The sequence below is a fragment of the Xanthomonas sp. LF07-6 genome, from assembly GCF_034105445.1.
Classification (GTDB): domain Bacteria; phylum Pseudomonadota; class Gammaproteobacteria; order Xanthomonadales; family Xanthomonadaceae; genus Xanthomonas_A; species Xanthomonas_A sontii.
The window spans coordinates 159,475-177,806 of record NZ_JAXGGI010000009.1; the positions used below are offsets into that span (position 1 = coordinate 159,475).

At 69.6% G+C, this 18,332-nt stretch carries 18 protein-coding genes; 11 read left to right on the forward strand and 7 right to left on the reverse strand.

The window, feature by feature from the left end; genetic code table 11:
* Positions 1-13: 13 nt before the first annotated feature.
* Complete coding sequence (locus SLW56_RS14760) at positions 14-838, forward strand: alpha/beta hydrolase (RefSeq protein ID WP_320695047.1); 825 nt, start codon at positions 14-16, stop codon at positions 836-838.
* A gap of 135 nt (positions 839-973) precedes the next feature.
* Here SLW56_RS14760 and SLW56_RS14765 read toward each other — a convergent pair whose 3' ends face one another.
* Positions 974-2,191, reverse strand: coding sequence for a glycoside hydrolase family 30 beta sandwich domain-containing protein (locus SLW56_RS14765; RefSeq protein ID WP_320695048.1), 1,218 nt, complete (start codon positions 2,189-2,191; stop codon positions 974-976).
* Positions 2,192-2,523: 332 nt separating this feature from the next.
* On the opposite strand from SLW56_RS14765, the gene SLW56_RS14770 reads away from it, so the two are divergent.
* From SLW56_RS14770 to SLW56_RS14780, 3 genes are all read left to right on the forward strand, one after another.
* Complete coding sequence (locus SLW56_RS14770) at positions 2,524-4,611, forward strand: beta-galactosidase (protein WP_320695049.1); 2,088 nt, start codon at positions 2,524-2,526, stop codon at positions 4,609-4,611.
* Between the two features lie 219 nt (positions 4,612-4,830).
* Positions 4,831-5,151, forward strand: coding sequence for a DUF3817 domain-containing protein (locus SLW56_RS14775; protein WP_148827972.1), 321 nt, complete (start codon positions 4,831-4,833; stop codon positions 5,149-5,151).
* 122 nt (positions 5,152-5,273) lie between these two features.
* Positions 5,274-5,606 (forward strand): hypothetical protein, encoded by a 333-nt coding sequence (locus tag SLW56_RS14780; RefSeq protein ID WP_244149935.1) that lies wholly within the window; start codon positions 5,274-5,276, stop codon positions 5,604-5,606.
* 27 nt (positions 5,607-5,633) lie between these two features.
* Here SLW56_RS14780 and SLW56_RS14785 read toward each other — a convergent pair whose 3' ends face one another.
* Complete coding sequence (locus tag SLW56_RS14785; protein ID WP_320695050.1) at positions 5,634-6,725, reverse strand: DUF1615 domain-containing protein; 1,092 nt, start codon at positions 6,723-6,725, stop codon at positions 5,634-5,636.
* Between the two features lie 65 nt (positions 6,726-6,790).
* Positions 6,791-7,624, reverse strand: a complete 834-nt coding sequence (locus tag SLW56_RS14790; RefSeq protein ID WP_320695051.1) for an NAD(P)H-dependent oxidoreductase — start codon at positions 7,622-7,624, stop codon at positions 6,791-6,793.
* Between the two features lie 84 nt (positions 7,625-7,708).
* On the opposite strand from SLW56_RS14790, the gene SLW56_RS14795 reads away from it, so the two are divergent.
* Positions 7,709-8,602 carry a LysR family transcriptional regulator gene (locus tag SLW56_RS14795; protein ID WP_267083815.1) on the forward strand — a complete coding sequence of 298 codons (894 nt, stop codon included), beginning with the start codon at positions 7,709-7,711 and terminating at the stop codon, positions 8,600-8,602.
* 19 nt (positions 8,603-8,621) lie between these two features.
* On the opposite strand, the gene SLW56_RS14800 is transcribed toward SLW56_RS14795, so the two are convergent.
* The gene (locus tag SLW56_RS14800; RefSeq protein ID WP_295910111.1) at positions 8,622-9,488 is read right to left on the reverse strand and encodes an SAM-dependent methyltransferase; all 867 of its coding nucleotides are present in this window, start codon (positions 9,486-9,488) and stop codon (positions 8,622-8,624) included.
* A 236-nt stretch (positions 9,489-9,724) separates the two neighbouring features.
* Between SLW56_RS14800 and SLW56_RS14805 the strand changes: the two genes are divergently transcribed.
* From SLW56_RS14805 to SLW56_RS14820, 4 genes are all read left to right on the forward strand, one after another.
* Positions 9,725-10,600, forward strand: coding sequence for a DMT family transporter (locus SLW56_RS14805; RefSeq protein ID WP_295910112.1), 876 nt, complete (start codon positions 9,725-9,727; stop codon positions 10,598-10,600).
* A gap of 182 nt (positions 10,601-10,782) precedes the next feature.
* Complete coding sequence (locus SLW56_RS14810; protein ID WP_295910113.1) at positions 10,783-11,139, forward strand: hypothetical protein; 357 nt, start codon at positions 10,783-10,785, stop codon at positions 11,137-11,139.
* 139 nt (positions 11,140-11,278) lie between these two features.
* The gene (cycA, locus tag SLW56_RS14815) at positions 11,279-12,649 is read left to right on the forward strand and encodes a D-serine/D-alanine/glycine transporter (RefSeq protein WP_010340292.1); all 1,371 of its coding nucleotides are present in this window, start codon (positions 11,279-11,281) and stop codon (positions 12,647-12,649) included.
* 78 nt (positions 12,650-12,727) lie between these two features.
* Positions 12,728-13,648, forward strand: a complete 921-nt coding sequence (locus tag SLW56_RS14820) for a CorA family divalent cation transporter (RefSeq protein WP_152237326.1) — start codon at positions 12,728-12,730, stop codon at positions 13,646-13,648.
* A 30-nt stretch (positions 13,649-13,678) separates the two neighbouring features.
* Here the strand turns inward: SLW56_RS14820 and SLW56_RS14825 are convergent, their stop codons facing one another.
* Positions 13,679-14,038: a hypothetical protein gene (locus SLW56_RS14825; RefSeq protein WP_320695052.1), complete on the reverse strand. Its 360-nt coding sequence runs from the start codon at positions 14,036-14,038 to the stop codon at positions 13,679-13,681.
* A 303-nt stretch (positions 14,039-14,341) separates the two neighbouring features.
* On the opposite strand from SLW56_RS14825, the gene SLW56_RS14830 reads away from it, so the two are divergent.
* Entirely contained in the window at positions 14,342-15,241 is a 900-nt protein-coding gene (locus SLW56_RS14830; protein ID WP_017908446.1) for an AraC family transcriptional regulator, read from the forward strand.
* Positions 15,242-15,634: 393 nt separating this feature from the next.
* On the opposite strand, the gene SLW56_RS14835 is transcribed toward SLW56_RS14830, so the two are convergent.
* Together SLW56_RS14835 and SLW56_RS14840 are read right to left on the reverse strand one after the other, a co-directional pair.
* The gene (locus SLW56_RS14835; RefSeq protein ID WP_295958061.1) at positions 15,635-16,108 is read right to left on the reverse strand and encodes a DUF4410 domain-containing protein; all 474 of its coding nucleotides are present in this window, start codon (positions 16,106-16,108) and stop codon (positions 15,635-15,637) included.
* An 84-nt stretch (positions 16,109-16,192) separates the two neighbouring features.
* Complete coding sequence (locus tag SLW56_RS14840; protein ID WP_320695053.1) at positions 16,193-16,978, reverse strand: transporter substrate-binding domain-containing protein; 786 nt, start codon at positions 16,976-16,978, stop codon at positions 16,193-16,195.
* A 271-nt stretch (positions 16,979-17,249) separates the two neighbouring features.
* Here SLW56_RS14840 and SLW56_RS14845 point away from each other — a divergent pair, with 271 nt between their 5' ends.
* On the forward strand, positions 17,250-18,242 hold the full coding sequence (locus SLW56_RS14845; RefSeq protein WP_295918857.1) for a hypothetical protein: 993 nt from the start codon (positions 17,250-17,252) through the stop codon (positions 18,240-18,242).
* The last annotated feature ends 90 nt before the right edge of the window (positions 18,243-18,332 follow it).

Genomic DNA, 18,332 nt, shown 5'->3' on the forward strand with positions numbered 1-18,332 from the left:
CGAGGTCCTGCCCATGGCTGCAACCAGCACACGTGTCCGTCTGCATGTCGAAGATACCGGCGGTGCCGGTCGTCCGGTGATCCTGATCCACGGTTGGCCGCTGTCGGCCGAGGCGTGGAAGGACCAGGTCGGGCCGCTGCAGCAGGCCGGCTATCGGGTCATCGCCTACGATCGTCGCGGCTTCGGCCGTTCCGAGAAGCCGGCCGACGGCTACGAGTACGACACCCTGGCCGACGACCTGGCCGGCATCATCGAAGACAAGAAGTTGCGCGACGCGGTGCTGGTCGGGTTCTCGATGGGCGGTGGCGAGGTGGCGCGCTACGTGGCGCGGCATGGCACCGGGAAGCTCGCCGGCGTGGTGTTCGCTTCCGCGGTGCCGCCGTACATGCTCAAGACCGACGACAACCCGGAAGGGCCGCTGAGCAAGGAGCAGGCGCAGGAGATGGAGCAGGGCCTGAAGGCCTCGCGCGAGACTTTCTTCGATGACTTCACCCGCGGCTTCTTCAGCGCCCACGGCACGCTGAAGGTCAGCGAGGCGCAGCGCCAGGAGGCGATCGCGCTGTGCCTGCAGAGCGACCAGACCGCGGCGCTCGGTTGCATGCAGGCCTTCGGCACCACCGATTTCCGCGAGGACCTCAAGAAGGTCGACGTGCCGACCCTGGTGCTGCACGGCGATGCCGACGCCACGGTGCCGTACGAAGGCTCCGGCCAGCGCACCCATCGCGCCATCGCCGGCAGCGACGTGGTGCTGCTGAAGGATGCGCCGCATGGCTGCAACACCAGTCATGCCGAGGAGTTCAATCAGGCGCTGCTGGGGTTCCTGGCCAAGCTGGGCTGATCGCTGGAGCGTAACGCGGTGCCGACGCTCACGGCGTGGCACCGCGACAACGCGACTAGGCAGTAGGTAGAAACCAACCCGCGGCAGCGCTCGGCTGCGGCGGGTCGATCCGACCGAATCAAACTATCGCGCAGATCACTCGCCGACCAGCGTCGCCACGCTCTGCGGGTCGACGTAGACCACGGTCTGGCCCGAAGCGACGCTGTACTTGCCGCCGTAGCCGACGTTGAGGCTGGAGGAGGTGCTGTACTTGGTGAACGCGGTGGCGCTGCCGGCGGGCACGCGCACGGTGATCTGCCGATGCTGGGTGCCGGTGTTGACCGCCACCAGAACCAGCTTGCCGCTCGGGGTCTTGTAGGCGCTGACGGCGACGTCGTTATACGGCGCGGCGGTGGCGCCGATGCGCACGGACCCCGGACGCACGAAGCGTGCGTATTGCGACATCACGTAGCCGCGCTTGCTCACTGTGCCGTTCTCGGCGATCAGCCCGTAGCTGCGGCGGATGTACCACCAGATGTAGCCGCTGTAGTTGGCCAGCATGCTGTTGTGCAGTTCGCTGCCCACGCCGAGCGCCGACGGCCAGGCGTTGCCGTCGGTGTTGTCGGTGTAGTGCTCGGTCATCCACAGCTGCTTGCCCTTGCTGCGCGCCAGCGGGTAGTCCTTGGGCTGCACGCCATACAGGTGCCCGCCGACGATGGACAGGTACTGGGCGGCGCTGCTGTTGAGCACCGGGTCGGTCAGCGCGGGGTTGAAGCCCAGCGACTCGGCGGCGAGCAGCTTGAACTTGCCGAACTTCGCGCCCTGCGCGCTGATGAAGTTGAGGAAGTCGGTGCCGTTCCAGTCGCCCGACTCGTAGTCCGGATGCCAGTCTGGCTCGTTCTGCAGCGACAGGGCGTAGATCGGCGCGCCTTTGCTGTCCATGTAGGCGGTGAAATCCAGCAGGTGCTTGGCGTACGCGTCGTAGTACTGCGGCAGCAGCTTGCCGCCGTTGTTAAGGCTGTTGTTGGACTTCATGTAGGCCGGCGCCGACCACGGCGTGGCCAGCAGCACTGCGCCGTGCGCGCGGGCCCGCACCGCCGACGGCACCTGCTGGCTCCAGCCGGAGCTGGACGGATCGATGCGCATGCGCATGATCGACAGGCCGATCTGCCCGGTGTCGCTGCCGAACGCCAGGTCGACCTGGGCCGGGGTGAGGTCGGCGACCCAGCCGGCGCCGTTCATGCCGCCGAAGCCCTGGATGGTCTGGTGAACTTCGGACGGATTGACGGTGACGGTCTGCGCCAGGGCGGTGCCGGCCGAGAACAACGTGGCGGCTGCGGCGAGCAAGGTGCCGAGCAAACGAGGGGTCTTCATGGCGTGTCCAGCAGTGGGGGAGGCGTGACGCTAGCCAGCGCAGATGACCATTTCAATGTCGCGGTCGTCCAAAGCGGGCAAGTGAGACCGGAGGCGCAAGGCGAGCGCAACCGTGTCCTCAGTCCGCATGGCGCGGATGCCGCGCTGGATGGCGCGATGCAGCGTGGGTGCTTGCGTTGCTGTGCAGCGAGGAGACGCATGCGGATTGTGCGCAGTTGCGCGCGCAAACGCCGCAAGATGCACAAGTGCGCGCATGGCAAAACTGCGCACAATGCAGGCGCTGGCACAGCGCAGGGGGCGTGCTGGCGTTTCCTCTTGCGAAGGTGTTGCGCATGCCATTGTTCCGTGTTCCGCAACGCTGCGGCGTTGCCCTGTTCGCTGCGATGCTGTCGATCCTGCTCTGCCTGCCGATGCTGGCGCAGGCGCAGGCCACCCGTTATCGCGACGTCGCGCCGCTGTTGCTGGGCGTGGCCTGGTATCCGGAGCAGTGGCCGGAGGCGCAATGGGAGCGCGATCTGGCGCTGATGCAGGCGGCGCACGTGCGCGTGGTGCGGATCGGCGAGTTCGCCTGGAGCCGGATGGAGCCGCGCGAGGGGCAGTACGACTTCGACTGGATGGACCGCGCCATCGCCGCGGCCGCGCGGCACGGCATGGTGGTGGTGCTGGGCACGCCGACCGCGGCGCCACCGGCCTGGTTGACCCAGACCTATCCGGACACCTTGCGGGTCAGCCAGGACGGCGTGCGCGACGAGCACGGCAACCGCCAGCAGTTCTCCTTCGCCAGTACACGCTACCGGCGCTTCGCGCATGCCATCGCCGAGCAGATGGCGCAGCGCTACGGGCACAACCCGCACGTGGTCGGCTGGCAACTGGACAACGAGTACGCGCAGTCCTCGTTCGATCCCGAGGCCAAGGCGCAGTTCCACGCGTGGCTGCAGCGCAAGTACGGCAGCATCGAGGCGCTCAACCAGCGTTGGGCCACCGCCTACTGGAGCCAGACCTACAACGACTTCGCGCAGATCCCGGTGCGCGAGGACGAGGAAAATCCGGCGCTGCTGTTGGAGTGGAAGCGCTTCGTCAGCGACACCTGGGCCGACTATTCGCGCAACCAGATCGACGCGATCCGCCCGCATGCCGATCCGCGCCAGTTCATCACCACCAACACCATGGGCTGGTTCGCTGGTTTCGACGCCTACACCGTGCACGACGTGCTCGACATCGCCGCCTGGGACGACTACGTCGCCGGCGAGCGCTATGACTGGGTCGACAACGCCGCGCGCCACGATCTGACCCGCGGCTACAAGCAGCGCAACTACTGGGTGATGGAAACCCAGCCGGGCTTCGTCAACTGGCGCGCGACCAACGTGGCGCTGCGCAAGGGCCAGGTACGCGCGATGGCGTGGCAGGCGGTGGCGCATGGCGCCGATGCGGTGTCGTACTGGCAGTGGCGTGCTGCGCCCAACGGGCAGGAGGAATACCACGGCACCCTGGTCGGCGCCGACGGCACGCCGGTGCCGGTGTATGCGGAGATCCAGCAGGTCGGTGCCGAGTTCGCCAAGGCCGGTCCGGCGTTGGCCGGCACCACGCCGCAGGCGCAGGTGGCGCTGATCAACGACTTCGACAGCCGCTGGGCGATCGGCTTCCAGAAGCACGCGGCCGACTTCGATCCGGTCGTGCAGATGAAGAGCTTCTACCGGCCGCTGCGGCAGCAGGCGCAGGTGGTCGACGTGGTCTCGGCGATGGCGCCGTTGGAGCGCTACAAGCTGGTGGTGGCGCCGGCGCTGAACGTGCTGACCGAGGCGCAGGCGCAGCGGCTGAAGGCCTATGTCGAACACGGCGGGCACCTGGTGCTGGGGCCGCGCAGCGGCATGAAGAACGTCGACAACGGCCTGCATCCGCAGCGCCAGCCCGGCCCGCTCGCGACCTTGCTTGGCGGCCGCGTGGAGCAGTTCTATGCGCTGGACAAGCCGATCCCGCTGGTCGGCGCGGGCGCCGACGGCAGCGCCAAAATCTGGGCCGAACAGTTGCAGGCCACCGCCGCCGACACCACCGCACCGCTGCAGTACGGCGCAGCCAATGGATGGCTGGACGGCGCGCCGGCGCTGCTGACCCGGCGCGTCGGCAAGGGCCGCATCAGCTATGTCGGCGGCTGGTTCGACGACGCCACGCTGGATCGCCTCACCGGCGACTGGTTGCGCGACGCCGGGGTGCAGGCGCCGCTGGCCGATGTGCCGGAGGATGTGGAAGTGGGCGTGCGTAGCGACGGCGCGCGCCGCATCGTGGTGCTGATCAACCACGGCGCCACCGCACACACCGTGCGGCTGCCGGCGTCGATGCGCGCGCTGCTGGGGCCGACGCCGAGCGGCGACACAGTGCAGCTGGCGCCCGACGACGTGGCGGTGCTGGAACAGCGTCGCTGACGACTGCGGCGGTGCGCTGCCGCGCACCACTGGCCCTGCGATGACGGATCGGTGCGGTGGGCTCACCTGTGCCGCGCTTGCCGTGGCCGCGTCGCGTCCGTGCGCCACGCGCAAGGACACGCTCTACAATGCAGGTGCCAGCGGGCGTCGCCGCCGCCATCGCGTCGCGGCCTCGTTTCCTCACTGGAGTTGCGTGTGTCCTTGTCTTCTTCCCGTCCGTTGTCGCCGGTGGGCCGGCTGTTCGCCGCTGCCGCCGTGTTCGAAGGCCTGACCTGGGCCGGCCTCTTGCTCGGCATGCTGCTCAAGTACGGCACCCAGACCACCGAGCTGGGCGTGTGGCTGTTCGGCCGTCTGCATGGCGTGGCGTTCCTGCTGTATGTGGTCGCCAGCCTGCTCGCGGCGTTGCGGTTGCGCTGGCCCTGGTGGGCGTGGGCGTTGAGCCTGCTGGCGGCGCTGCCGCCGCTGGTCACGGTGCCGCTGGAACTGTGGTTCCGCCGGATCGGCCTGCTGGGCGCGCCAGGGCAGCGTGCCGTGGAATAGTGCAGGCGCTGCGGCGCAGGCGAGACATCTTGCCCTGTGCACTGCGCTGCATGGGTAGTGCGTTGTGACTGCATTCTCCGGCAGCGCTCTAGAATGCCGTCCCCAATGCAGGCGAGGAGGCCATGGGCAAACGCAAACGACGACCGCCCCCGCCAATGCCGACACCCACGCGCCTGCAACGGCTGGTCGCGCGTCTGGAACGGCCGGTGTTGATGTTGATGGCGGCGGTCATGGTGGCGGTCGCCGCGATGAAGCTGTACCTGCTGGCGAAAGCGCTGCAGAGCGGCGTGTACATCGGCGTACCGAGAGCCGGGCCGAAACGGATCTATCAGCTGGCGACCGATCCAGGCCACTACTGGTTCTCGATCGCGTGGGACAGCGTGGTCTGCCTCGTGTTGCTGGCGCTGGCCATCGCCACGGGCTGGGCGCTGATGGCGTTGCGCAAGCCGAAGTAGCGTTGGGTCGGCGGATCGCCGCGGCCATCACTTGGCCAGGCAGCGCTGCCAGCGCTCGGTCACGCGCTGCGCGAACCAGGCGGTGGTGAGCTTGCGGGTGATCTTCGGGCTTTCCAGAGCGATGCCCGGCAGCACCGCGCGCGGCAGCGGCTTGCCGGCATCGCGGTCGGCCAGCGCGAAGATCTGGCGATACAGCGCGCTGTCGGCAAAGTCCGCCTCGTTGCCGCGCTGCAGTTCGCGGCGGATGGTGCGCGTGTCCATGCCCAGTTGCGTGCCCAGGCTGCGCGCGGCGCGCTCGGTGGCGCCGGGGGCGTCGAGGTCGGCGCCGGGCGTCAGCAGATCGCCATCGAGGGCGAGCGAGAGGCCGCTGGCACGCGCCAGCGCAGCCTGGAACGCGGCATTGCGGCTGGCGTACCAGCCGGCATTGAAGTCGGCGAAGCGGTACAGCATCGCCGCCGCGTTCGGGTAGCCGAGCAGGTGGCGGGTGCCGAACCAGATGCCGCCTCGGCGAGTGAACACCGCGTGGCGCACGCCGTCGCTCAGCGGATACGGATAGCCGTCGGTGTGCGCCTGCGCGAAGGCGATGCTCACCTGCATCGGCCCGGCGGTGTGCACCGGGTTGAGGTCGCCGAACAGGCGCTGGCCCAGCGGCACACTGCCGGCGATGTCCTCGAAGATGCTGCTGAGATCCTGCTCGGTGCGCGCGGCGGCCAGGCGCTCGGCATAGCTGCGTCCATCCGGCCCGCGTAATTGCAGCGCCGCATCCAGCGCGAATGCCGGCACATGCACCGCCGCCGCGCGCCGCTGCAGTTCCGCCCGGGCGATCTTGCCCAGCCCCGGCACCGGTGGATTGGTCTGGTAGGTCGATTCCTGTTCGATCACCGCCAGGACCGCACAGATGTTCTCGGCGTTGGTGCCCAGACTCTGCGAGGCCAGGGCCACGTAGACGTCGTCGGCCCAGCCGCGGCGATCGGGCACCGTCGCCGGGATGCGCCGGGCGATGTCGGCCTTGACCTCGCTGGGCGTGCGCTCGGGCATACGCGGCGCCTGTGTGGCGCAGGCGCCGAGCAAGGCGGCGCTGCACACGGCGAGCAGACGGACGAAGACGGCGGTGGACATCGGCGCGGCGGCTCCAACGGAGTGGCGGTCGCCTGCATCCTACAGGTGCGCTGTCGGCGCCGCGCCTACGTCGTCGGCGTCGACGCTGTGCGGTCGGAGGTCGCCGCCGCTTGCGTGTCCGTGTCGAGCACATGGATGCCGAAGCCGCTGCGGCCGGGTGCGAATTCCTCCCGCAGCGTCAGTGCCGGGATCGCGTAGTCGCCTGCGTTCTGCTTGCGGAACGCGATCGGCGTGGTGCTGAACAGCGTGTCCAGGCGTTCGCCCAGCGCCGCGCTGGTCTGCGCGAAACGCGCCGCATCCATGCGTCCGCTGCGGTACACCAAGAACGGCGGCAGCACGTCGAACCCGGGGTAATGCAGGATGCCGTGCTGGATCGGGAACAGCAGGTCGTCGATCGGCCCGTTGATGCCGCGCGGTGAGTAGTGCGATTCCCAGCCGCCGGCGGTGACGATCAGCATCGCGCGCTTGCCGGCCAGCGTGCCTTCGCCGTAGCGGTCGCCCCAGTGCGTGTCGGAGTGTTCGCCGACGCCGTAGGCGAAGCCGCAGGCATACACCCGGTCCACCCAACCTTTGAGGATGGCCGGCATCGAGAACCACCACAGCGGGAACTGCAGCAGCAGCGCATCGGCCCAGCGCAGCTTGTCCTGCTCGGCGGCGATGTCCGCGCGCTGACGGCCGCTGGCGAAGGCGCGCTGCGAGTCGCGCGAAGGATCGAAGCGCGCGTCCGCGGCGCCGTCCAGGCTGCCCTGCGCGTCGACGGTGGTTTTCCAGTCCATTGCATACAGGTCCGACACCTGCACGCGATGGCCGGCGGCCTGCAGGCGGTGTACCGCGACCTGCTTGAGGGCGCCATTGAGCGAGGCGGGTTCGGGATGGGCATAGACCAGCAGCACGTTCATGCGGGTGCTCGATGAGGGAAGGTCTCCACGCTAGGCCGCGCTTCGCTATAGTGGAAATGAATTGCCTTGATAGTCGCTATTGCCATGGTTGATCTGCGGCGCCTGGACCTCAATCTGCTGCTGACCCTGGACACGTTGCTCGACACGCACAACGTGACCCGCGCCGCGGCGCGCCTGCATCTGTCGCAGCCCTCGGTCAGCGTGCACCTGGCCAAGTTGCGCGAAGCGCTGGGCGATCCGTTGCTGCTGCCGGGGCCGCGCGGCATGCGCCCCACCGCCCGCGCCGAAGCGCTGCGCGCCCCGTTGCGCGAGGCTTTGCAGGCGCTGCAGCAGGCGGTGGCGCCGGACGCGCCGTTCGATCCGGCGCGCGCGCAGACGCTGTGGCGAGTGGCGGCCAGCGACTACGGCGCCTCCACCGTGTTGCTGCCGGCGATCGACGCCTTGCGCCGGGTGGCGCCGGGTACAACGTTGGCGGTGCTGCAGTTGGCGCCGCCGACGATCGCGCAGCAGGCCGAACAGGGCCAGATCGACATGGCCCTGCACACCGTCGCCGACGCGCCGCCGGGCCTGCGCCGGCGCACGCTGTTCGCCGAACACTACGTGCTGGTCGGTCGGGCCGGCCATCCGCGGTTGCGACGTCGACCGAGCCTGGCGCAGTTCTGCGCGCTCGAGCATGTCATCGTCTCGCCCGACGGCGGCGGCTTCAGCGGCGCTACCGATGCGGCGTTGCGGACGCGCGGCCTGCAGCGCCGGGTGGTGCTGTCGGTGCCGCACTTCCAGTTCGTCGTTGCCGCGCTACAGCGCAGCGACCTGGTGGCGATGCTGCCCGAGCGCCTGGTGCGCGACCAGCCCGGTCTACGGGTGTGCGCGCCACCGCTGGAGCTGCCCGGCTACGAAATGGCCATGCTCTGGCACGAGCGCGTTCACCGCGATCCGGCGCATCGCTGGTTGCGCGAGCACATTCTCGCGTCGATCTGACGCTGCGGAGGCGATCGCCTCAGCGGCGCGTGCCCAGTACCCCGTCCAGGGCCAGCTGCGTGGTGAAGCCGGCCTTCTCCAGGCGTTTGGCCACCTCGCGCGGCACGTCGCGGCCGCTGGTGAGCTTGTTCGGACTGCCGGTGTAGTGGAACAGCCGGCCGCCGCGGCGCAGCACCCGTGCGAGTTGGTCGTAGAAGGTTTGCGCGTAGAGTTCGCCGGCGATGCCGAAGCGCGGCGGGTCGTGCAGGATCGCGTCCATCGATGCGTCGGCGATGCCGCCGATGGCGGCGCCGACATCGCCATGGGTCAGCTGCAGGCGGCCGTCGCTGGCGGCCGGATCCGGCGACCACGGATTGAGCGTGCGCAGCCACAGCACGTCGGCGTTCTTCTCGAACGAGTGCAACTGCGCCACGCCGGCTTCCAGTGCGCACGCGGCGAAATAGCCCAGGCCGCCGCAGGTATCCAGCACCTGCTTGCCGCGCGGTTCCACCAGCGCCACCTTGCGCCGCGCGTCCTCGAACGGCGACAGCTGCGCGCTGGGCAACATCTTGATGCCATCGATCTCGAAGGTCGGCGCGCCCCACTCGGTCGGCACCAGCTTGATCAGCGCACCGCCGAAGCGAGACACCGCGGCGAAGTCCTCGCCGTCCCAGTAGTACAGCGTGCGGTCCTTGAGCTTGCCCGGATAGGGATAGTCGTGTCCCTGCCATTGCCAGCTTTCAGCGCCAAGTAACGCCTGGCCTTGGCTGCGCTCCAGGTCGAGCGACCCGGACCAGGTGGCGGCGCCGGCATCGCGTGCGGCGAGCAGTGCCGCGCCGAGCGGACGGGTGAGCAGGGGGCCGGAATAGCGGGTCACGTGGGATCTGCCGGCGGCAGGGCGCGGCATGGGGCTCGGATGCGGGAGCGCATCGTAACCGATGGCTCCATGCACCCGCATCGCCGGCGCGCATTGCCGCGTGCCTGTTCCCGAAGGAAAGTACGTGCCGCGTGGCGGCAAGCTGCAGCGATCGAAAGTTCGTCATTTTCATTGCCAGCGCGGCGGCAGCGCCACGACAAAAGAGGGATACTGACCATCCCCCCCCACGTACGCCGTCGCAGCGCCGCTGCCGGCCAGGATCGTCCATGCTCAAGGGTGTGCTGCTCGGTTTCGCCTGTTACGCCGCCTACTCGATCAGCGACGCCTTCGTGAAGGGGCTGGAGGGGTCGCTGCCGTCCTACGAGGTGGTGTTCTTCGGGGCGCTGCTGATGCTCGCCGCGCTGCCGTTCCTGAAGAAGCCGGGTGATCGCTGGCGCGAGGTGGTGGTGGCGCAGCGGCCCAGCATCTGGCTGCTGCGCGCGTTCACCGGCGCGGCCGGCAATCTGTCCGCGGTCACCGCCTTCACCCTGTTGCCGATGGCCGAGGCGTTTGCGCTGATCTTCCTGATGCCGATCTTCGTCACCGTGCTGTCGGTGCTGCTGCTCAAGGAGGAGGTGCGCTGGCGGCGTTGGCTGGCGGTGATCGTCGGCTTCATCGGCGTGCTGGTGGTGCTGCGGCCGGGGTTCCGGCACCTGGGCCAGGGCCATGTCGCGGCGATCGTCTGCGGCCTGGTCGGCGCGGTGTCGGTGATCAGCCTGCGCATGGCCGGGCCCGGCGAGAAGCGCCTGACCCTGTACGGCGCCGGCGTGCTCGGCCCGCTGCTGATGGGCGGCCTGCTGATGCTGCCGACCTTCGTCTGGCCCACCTGGCAGCAATGGATCCTGTTGGCCGGCTACGGCCTGCTCGCCGGCCTGGCCGCGATCTTCATGATGTACGCCTCGCGGTCGGCGCCGATCAGCGCGGTGGCGCCGACCCAGTACAGCCAGATGCTGTGGGCGATCGGCTTCGGCTACTGGCTGTTCCACGATCACCTGGACTGGCCGATGGCGGTAGGCATCGCGCTGATCCTGGGCGCCGGGCTGTTCACCCTGGTGCGCGAGGAGAAGGTCACGCGGTGGTGGCGGCGCACCAAATTGGTGTGAGCGCGGCCGCCTGAGCCGATCTCGGTCGCCGCACCGGCGCCGATCAGGAAATCGCCGATACGGCCGCGCACGCAGCGCGGCGATGCTGCCCGTTCACGGACGAGGCAATGCAGGCGCCGTGGCCGCGAGGATGCTGCGGTCGCCGCGCCATCGGACTTTCCTTATCAAGATCGGAGAACGGCATGACGAACAATGCGATGGGGCAGTTGCTCGACGCCGCCGCCCATGCTGGCGCGGCGGGTGTGCGGGTGGTGGCAGGCGTGGTCGGCGCGGATGGTGCGGTCCGCAACGGCGCGGGGTACACGGTGGCGCATGTGAGCACCGGCCACTACCTGGTGAGCTTCCAGCCGCCGTTCCAGGCGCTGGATGGCGTCTCGGTCACCCAGATCTATTCGGGCGACGGCAGCACCTGCGACAACGCGGTGATCATCAGCCTGGATGCGGGCCAGGTGCTGCTGAAGACCGGCGACGGCGGCGGCAACCAGTCCGACCGCGATTTCAGCTTCGTCGCGATCGGGCAGGGCGGCGCGCTGGCCTGAGCGACGGCACCTGCGGCGGCGCGGACGGCATGCGGCGCCGTCCGTGCCGCCGCGGGCGCCACCCGGCGCACGCGCGGCTGGCGCGCGCTGCCGCCATCTTCTATGTTTGCAGGCTAATCCCTCGCGATGGCCTGCGCCCATGACCGATCCGTCCGCCCAGCCCGACCACCTGCAGCGCAGCCTGTCCAACCGCCACCTGCAGCTGATCGCGATCGGCGGGGCGATCGGCACCGGCCTGTTCATGGGCTCGGGCAAGACCATCAGCCTGGCCGGGCCGTCGATCCTGTTCGTGTACCTGATCATCGGCGTGATGCTGTTCTTCGTGATGCGCGCGATGGGCGAGCTGCTGCTGTCGAACCTGGAGTACAAGTCGTTCATCGACTTCTCCACCGATCTGCTGGGGCCCTGGGCCGGGTTCTTCTGCGGCTGGACCTACTGGTTCTGCTGGATCATCACCGCCATCGCCGACGTGATCGCGATCGCCGCCTACGCGCAGTTCTGGTTCCCGACGCTGGCGCCGTGGATCCCGGCGATGCTGTGTGTGCTGTTGCTGCTGGGGCTGAACCTGGTGACGGTGAAGTTGTTCGGCGAGATGGAATTCTGGTTCGCGCTGATCAAGATCGTGGCGATCTGCGCGCTGATCCTCACCGGCGCCGGGCTGGTCGCCTGGGGCTTCCAGTCGCCGTCCGGGCACGTGGCCTCGCTGGCCAACCTGTGGAACGACGGCGGCATGTTCCCGATGGGACTGGGCGGGTTCTTCGCCGGCTTCCAGATCGCGGTGTTCGCTTTCGTGGGCATCGAACTGGTCGGCACCACCGCCGCCGAGACCGCCGACCCGCGCCGCAACCTGCCCAAGGCGATCAACTCGATTCCCGTGCGCATCCTGGTGTTCTACGTGCTGGCACTGGTGGCGATCATGGCGGTGACGCCGTGGCGCGAGGTGGTGCCGGGCAAGAGCCCGTTCGTGGAGCTGTTCGTGCTGGCCGGCGTGCCGGCCGCGGCCAGTCTGATCAACTTCGTGGTGCTGACCTCGGCCACGTCCTCGGCCAACAGCGGCATCTTCTCCACCAGCCGCATGCTCTACGGCCTGGCCGAGGAGCGCCACGCGCCGCGCGGCTTCGCCCGGCTCTCGCGCGCGGCGGTGCCGGCGCGCGGGCTGCTGTTCTCCTGCGCCTGCCTGCTCGGCGGCACCGTGCTGATGTACCTGATTCCGAACCTGGTCACCGCCTTCACCCTGGTCACCACGCTGGCCGCAGTGCTGTTCATGTTCGTCTGGTCGCTGATCCTGTGCGCCTACATCGCCTACCGGCGCAAGCGCCCGCAGCTGCATGCGGCCTCCGCGTTCAAGATGCCTGGCGGGGTGGTCATGTGCTACGTGTGCCTGGCGTTCTTCGCCTTCGTGCTGGCGCTGCTGACCCTGCAGGCCGACACCCGCCAGGCGCTGTTCGCCAGCCCGGTATGGTTCCTGCTGCTGGGCGTGGGTTATGCGTTGAAGCGGCGCAGCGCCTGAACCGGTGCGCGCGGCCGGCGTTGACGCTCCGCGCGCGCTGACGGATGCTCGCGGCCTTTCCTGCGCGAGCCTGTCCCGATGATCACCATCCATCGCCTCGGCGGTACCTCCGACACGCCGGTGTGCTGGGTGGACCTGTGCCGGCCGAGCGAGGCGGAGCTGGCCGAGGTCGACGAGAAGGTCGGGTTCGCGGTGCCGACGCGCGCGGCCATCGGCGAGATCGAGTTCAGCAGCCGGGTGCGGGTGGAAGGCGATGTGCTGTTCCTCAACGTGCCGCGCTTCCAGGACGAGGACGGTCCGACCGCGCCGCTCGGTTTCGCGGTGTCGCCGCGGGTGCTGGTGACCCAGCGCGAGCAGCCGATGGCCTCGCTGGATGCGGTGGCCGCGCAGCTGCAGCACAGCCCCTGCCGCAGCAGCGACGACCTGCTGCTGCGCCTGCTCGACGAACTGGTCGGGCGCCTGGCCGACCGCCTGGAAGCGCTGGAGGCGCAGATCACCGAGACCACGCGGGTGGCGTTCGACCGGCCGCATGCGCGGCACAAGTCGCGGCACCTGGAGCGGATGCTGCACGACGTCGGCGACATGGGCCGGCGCCTGGGCGGAATGCACAACGCCGGCCACGGCCTGCTGCGCCTGGCCACCTATCTGGACGATGCCGCGCCGGACTGGTTCGGCGAGGACGCGGCCAAGCGCATCGGCCTGCTGCACAAGGACCTGGTCACGCTGAGCGAGTTCGAGCAGCAGTTGAACGACCGCATCGAGTTCCTGCTCGACAGCGTGCTGGGCATGATCAACGTCGACCAGAACAACGTGATGAAGGTGATGGCGGTGGCCTCGGTGGTGGGCATCCCGCCGACGGTGCTGGTCGGCATCTGGGGCATGAACTTCGCGCACATGCCCGAGCTGAAATGGCACGACGCCTACTACTGGGCGCTGGGCGTGATCGCGCTGAGCATGCTGCTGCCGCTGGCCTGGTTCCGCCGGCGCGGCTGGGTCTGAGCCAGCCGCGCGCGGCGCCGGCCGCGCAGGTCACGCCGCGAGGCTGTCGGCCTCGGCGGCGTCTTCCGCGGTGTCGCCTTCCTCGCCGCTGACGTGCTGGACCGCGGCGATGTCCCACGACACCGTGTCCGAATCGATCAAGGCGTGGATCGCCGCGCCCTGCAGTTCGCGCATCAGCCGTCGTGCCGACGCGGTGCCGTGCGCGACGCTGTCCCACAGCACCATGTCGACCACGCTGCCGTCGCGGCGGCGGGCGATGCGCCGCGAGCGGAAGCCGGGCTGGCGCTGCAGCCAGGCATCGACTTCGGCATTGGCGCGCAGGAAGGTGCGCCAGGTGCAGTCCAGCAGGCGGAACGTGGCGATTTCCAGGGCTTCGGTATGGGGATGCATCGGTCTCTCCTGCGGTCTGCGTCCGCCCGCATGGCACGCTGGCGGCGACGCGGCAGCGCGACGAGGGGCATGGGGGAAGGGACAGGGCCGAACGGCCGGAACAGGCGGGCGGGGGCGGGCGTTCCGGGACGGCGCCGGTGCGGGAACCGGCCGACACAGGATGCTGGCCCGCGCCGCGGGCGCGTTAGCGCGATCCAACGGAATTCTTGTACGATCCTGCAAGCCGCGTCGCGCCGCGGTCCGTGCCGGCGCAGCATCGTGCAAGCTTGCCTTCCTCCTCCGCACGCTACGGCGCCATTGCCGATGACCGCGCTCGCCCACCGCTACCAGGAAATGGCCGCCCTGGTTGCCCGATTGGCCGTCCCCGATGGCGACCACGACACCGCCATCGACGGCTTCTTCTGTTCCTACCGCTCCGCGCCGTCGCCGAAGACGCATACCGCGCAATGGCCGGTCTTCGCGCTGGTGCTGCAGGGCGAGAAATGCCTGACCCTGGGCAACGAGGAGTACCACTACGGCGTGGGCACCTTTCTGCTGGTGACGCTGGATCTGCCGGTGGTCTCGCGCATCACCCAGGCCAGCCCGGAACAGCCGCTGCTGGGCGTGGGCATGTCGATCCGGCCGGACCGGCTGCGCGAACTGCTCGAGCGCATTCCGTTGCCGCCGCAGGTGGGCGCCGAGCGCCCGCGCGGGGTCTCGGTCAACACCGCCTGCCCGGACCTGCTGGACGCGACGCTGCGCATGTTGCGGTTGCTGGAACGCCCGGCGGACATCGCGGCGATGGCGCCGCTGATCGAGCAGGAGATCCTGTATCGCCTGCTGGTCGGGCCGTGCGGGCCGAACCTGCTGCGCATCGCCCAGGAGGACAGCCCCAGCAACCGCATCGCCAAGGCCATCGCCTGGTTGCGCCAGCACTACGCCGAACCGCTGCGGATCGAGGATCTGGCGCGCCAGGTCAACATGAGCGTGTCCTCGCTGCACCACCATTTCAGCGCGGTCGCGGCAATGACGCCGCTGCAGTACCAGAAGCAATTGCGCCTGCGCGAGGCGCGGCGGCTGATGGTGGTCGAACGCATGGACGTGGGCGCGGCCGGCTACCGCGTCGGCTACCAGAGCCCGTCGCAGTTCAGTCGCGAATACAGCCGGCTGTACGGGCGGTCGCCGCGCAGCGACCTGGCCGAGCAGCTGGGCCTGGCCGGCTGAGCGGTACCGGCACTGCGCGCGCCGCCTTGTGCATCTGACGTGCTGCTTGATCGACCAAGGGCCTCTCTCATCACTCCGAGGCACGTCCCGTAGGACGGCGTCAGCCGCTACGCGCGTTACCGGGAAAGCTCCGTCGCGACTGAAGTTGCTGCCACAGGGGCTTGCGGCGAGTCCGCCGGGTGCACTGTGGGAGGGACTTCAGTCCCGACGCATTGCGCCATCGGAACGCACACCACATCGCGCGTCGCGGCTGCATGACACTTGACTCCTACAGAGCAAGCCGCATCCGGCTTGCGTGTCGCCGGATCAAGCGATTCGAGGTGCTGCAGGCAGCGCGTTGGTGTGCTTCGGCGCCCGTGCAGGACCGGTGCGGTCCTGCACGGGCGGCACGCACTACTGCAATTGCTTGAGCCGCGCGACGATCTCCTGCGCGTGGCGCTCGATGAGGCCTTCGGAGGTGCCCCAGGCGGTGCTATTGGTCGATTCCACGTCGAACTGCGCGGCGGTCTTGCCGTTGGCATCGGCGACGGTGACGCGGCTCTTGATCTTGTCGCGCCCGGCCATGATGCCGGCCCAGAAGCGCGCGCCGTTGCTGCGCATGTAGTAGTGGTCGATGACGATGGTCATCTTGCGTGCATTGGCCTGGCCCTGCGTGCCGTGCAGGTGCGCCGCGTCCAGTTGCGTGTCGAGCTGGCGGCGGAACATGGCCAGGCTCTCGGCGTCGGTGTCGTCGTTGCCGGTGAGTTGATACCAGTAGGTTTCGGCGGTGGTCGCCTTGTAGCTCTGGTGCACCACGCTGTTGGTCGCGCAGCCGGCGGCCAGCAACATCACGCTCACCAGCGCGAGCGTTTTCCATTGCAGTTTCATGCTCTCTCCTTGTTGAATCCCCATGCCGGGGCGAACGCCGCCGGCCGCGGCAGCATAGCGGCTGCGCGCGGGCAGGCGGGAGGCCTAGCGCGTTGTCTCCGGATCGCCGAGCCACGCGGCCACGATCCGTGCATAGGCGCCGCTGGCCTTGCTCAGGTGCAGCCACTGGTCGACGTAGGCCTTCCAGACCATGTCGTCGCGCGGCAGCAGGAACGCCTTCTCGCTGTACTGCAGCGGCTGCTCCGGCGCCACCGCGCACAGGCCGGGCACCTGGCGCTGCTGGAAGCGCGCCTCGGAGGCGTCGGTGATCATCACGTCGGCGCGGCCCTCGCGCAGGTCGCGGAAGATGGTGGGGTTGTCGTCGGACAGGATCAGTTGCGCATGCGGCAGTTCGCGGCGGGCGAACGCCTCGTTGGTGCCGCCGCGCGGTTCGATCACCCGCACTTCGGGCCGGTCGATCTGGGCGATGGTGCGGTAGCGCGTGCGGTCGGCGCAGCGCACCAGCGGGATCTTGCCGTCGACCTCCAGCACGGCACTGAACCAGGCCTGGCGCTGCCGCGGCAGCGATACCGAGATGCCGCCGACGGCGATGTCGCAGCGGTCGGCGCGCAGGTCCGGCAGCAGGGTCGGCCAGCGCGTGGGCACCCATTGCAGCTTGACCTCCAGGCTCTCGGCCAGCGATTGCGCCAGGGCGATGTCGATGCCTTCGTAGGTGCCGTCGCTGTGCAGGCGGCTGTAGGGCGCGTAGTCGCCGGTGGTGCACACGCGCAGCACGCCGCGTTGCAGGACGCTGTCCAGGTGCGAGGGTGCGGCGTGCGCGGGCAGCGCCAGTACGGCGCCGAGCAGGCCGGCGGCCAGGCGTCGGATCATGCGGTTCTCCTGCGGCAGGGTGGGCGTCGGTGCCCGTTGGCTGTACGCCGGCTGTCGCGCCGGCGGTGCGCGTCACCTTAGCCGTTTTGCGCATGCGCCGGCGCAATCCCTGACGCGACAAGGCCTTGCGTGCACCGGGCGGGCGCCGGTGACGCCATGTTGCCGCTCGCCGCGCGTGGCGGCACGCGGCGGCAACGGAACTCGCGGCACGCTGTACCGGTCCGTCCCCCCACATTCGCCTTCGCCGCTTGCCCATGGATCCTCGACCGTCGTGACCCCCCTTCCTGCGCAAGACCGATGGCTGCATCTGTGGGCGGCACTGGCGACGGCGATGATTCTGGCCTTGCTGGGACGCCTGCTGTGGGGCACGCCGTCGGCGCCGCCGCGTGCCGTGGCCGAGGACGCGCTGCGCCTGGTGTTCCTGCCGCGGCAGACCGCGCAGCGTGTTCCGGCCCCGTCGCCGGCGTCCGCGCGCGCGCCGGCCGTGGACGCGCGCATGCCGGCCGGGGCACGGCCGCCGCGCGGCGCCGCCGCGCCGCCGTCTTCGCCCTCGCAGATGCCGAGCGCGTCCGCCGCGGCCGCGACCGGCATGGCGGCGACGCTCTATACCGGCGATGGCCATCCGCGCCTGCCGGATGGGGTGGCGGTGGATCCGTTCGCGCAGGCGCAGGGCACGCCGCCGGGCACGCTCAATCCGCGCGACGTGGCCAAGTCCAGGCGCCTGCTCGAACGGCCAAACCCGATCGACTACCGGTCGACCCGTTTCGACAAGGACTGGGCCAGCGACGGCACCCTCGGCGACGTCGCGGTGCAGGGCATCGACCGGGCGATCAAGCAGCTGCTGCCCAAGAACACCCATCAGTCGGCGGTGGCGCGGCCGCCGCCGGACGTGCGTTTCAATCCGGCGCTGCACGAGCGCGCCAGCGACCTCGGCAGCGAGGCCACCGGCGATGCCTACAAGGCCGCGCCGATCGCCTTCGAAAAGGCGCCCGGGTTGGATGGCGAAGCCAGTCGGCGGATTCGCCAGGCCCTGGCCGACCTGCAGCAACGCCGCGGCGCCTGCCCGGCGGCGCAGCGCGCGCGCCTGCTGGCGCCGGTGCAGCAGCACCTGGATGCGCTGCTGCAGGTGGAAACCGCCATGGCCAAGGGCGCCGACCCGATCCGCGCGCAGCAACTGCTGCCGCGCGAGGCCGACAGCGCCTACGACCTGGCGCGGCGCGCGCTGTGGTACGCCGATCAGAAGCTGGCGGCGTGTGCGCCGTAGGTGGGCGTGCAGGTCGGAGGACGCATGCAATGGTCGTCGCTGCTTGAATCGCGAAGAGCGGAGGCCGCGAGCGATTCGACCTTGGCAGCA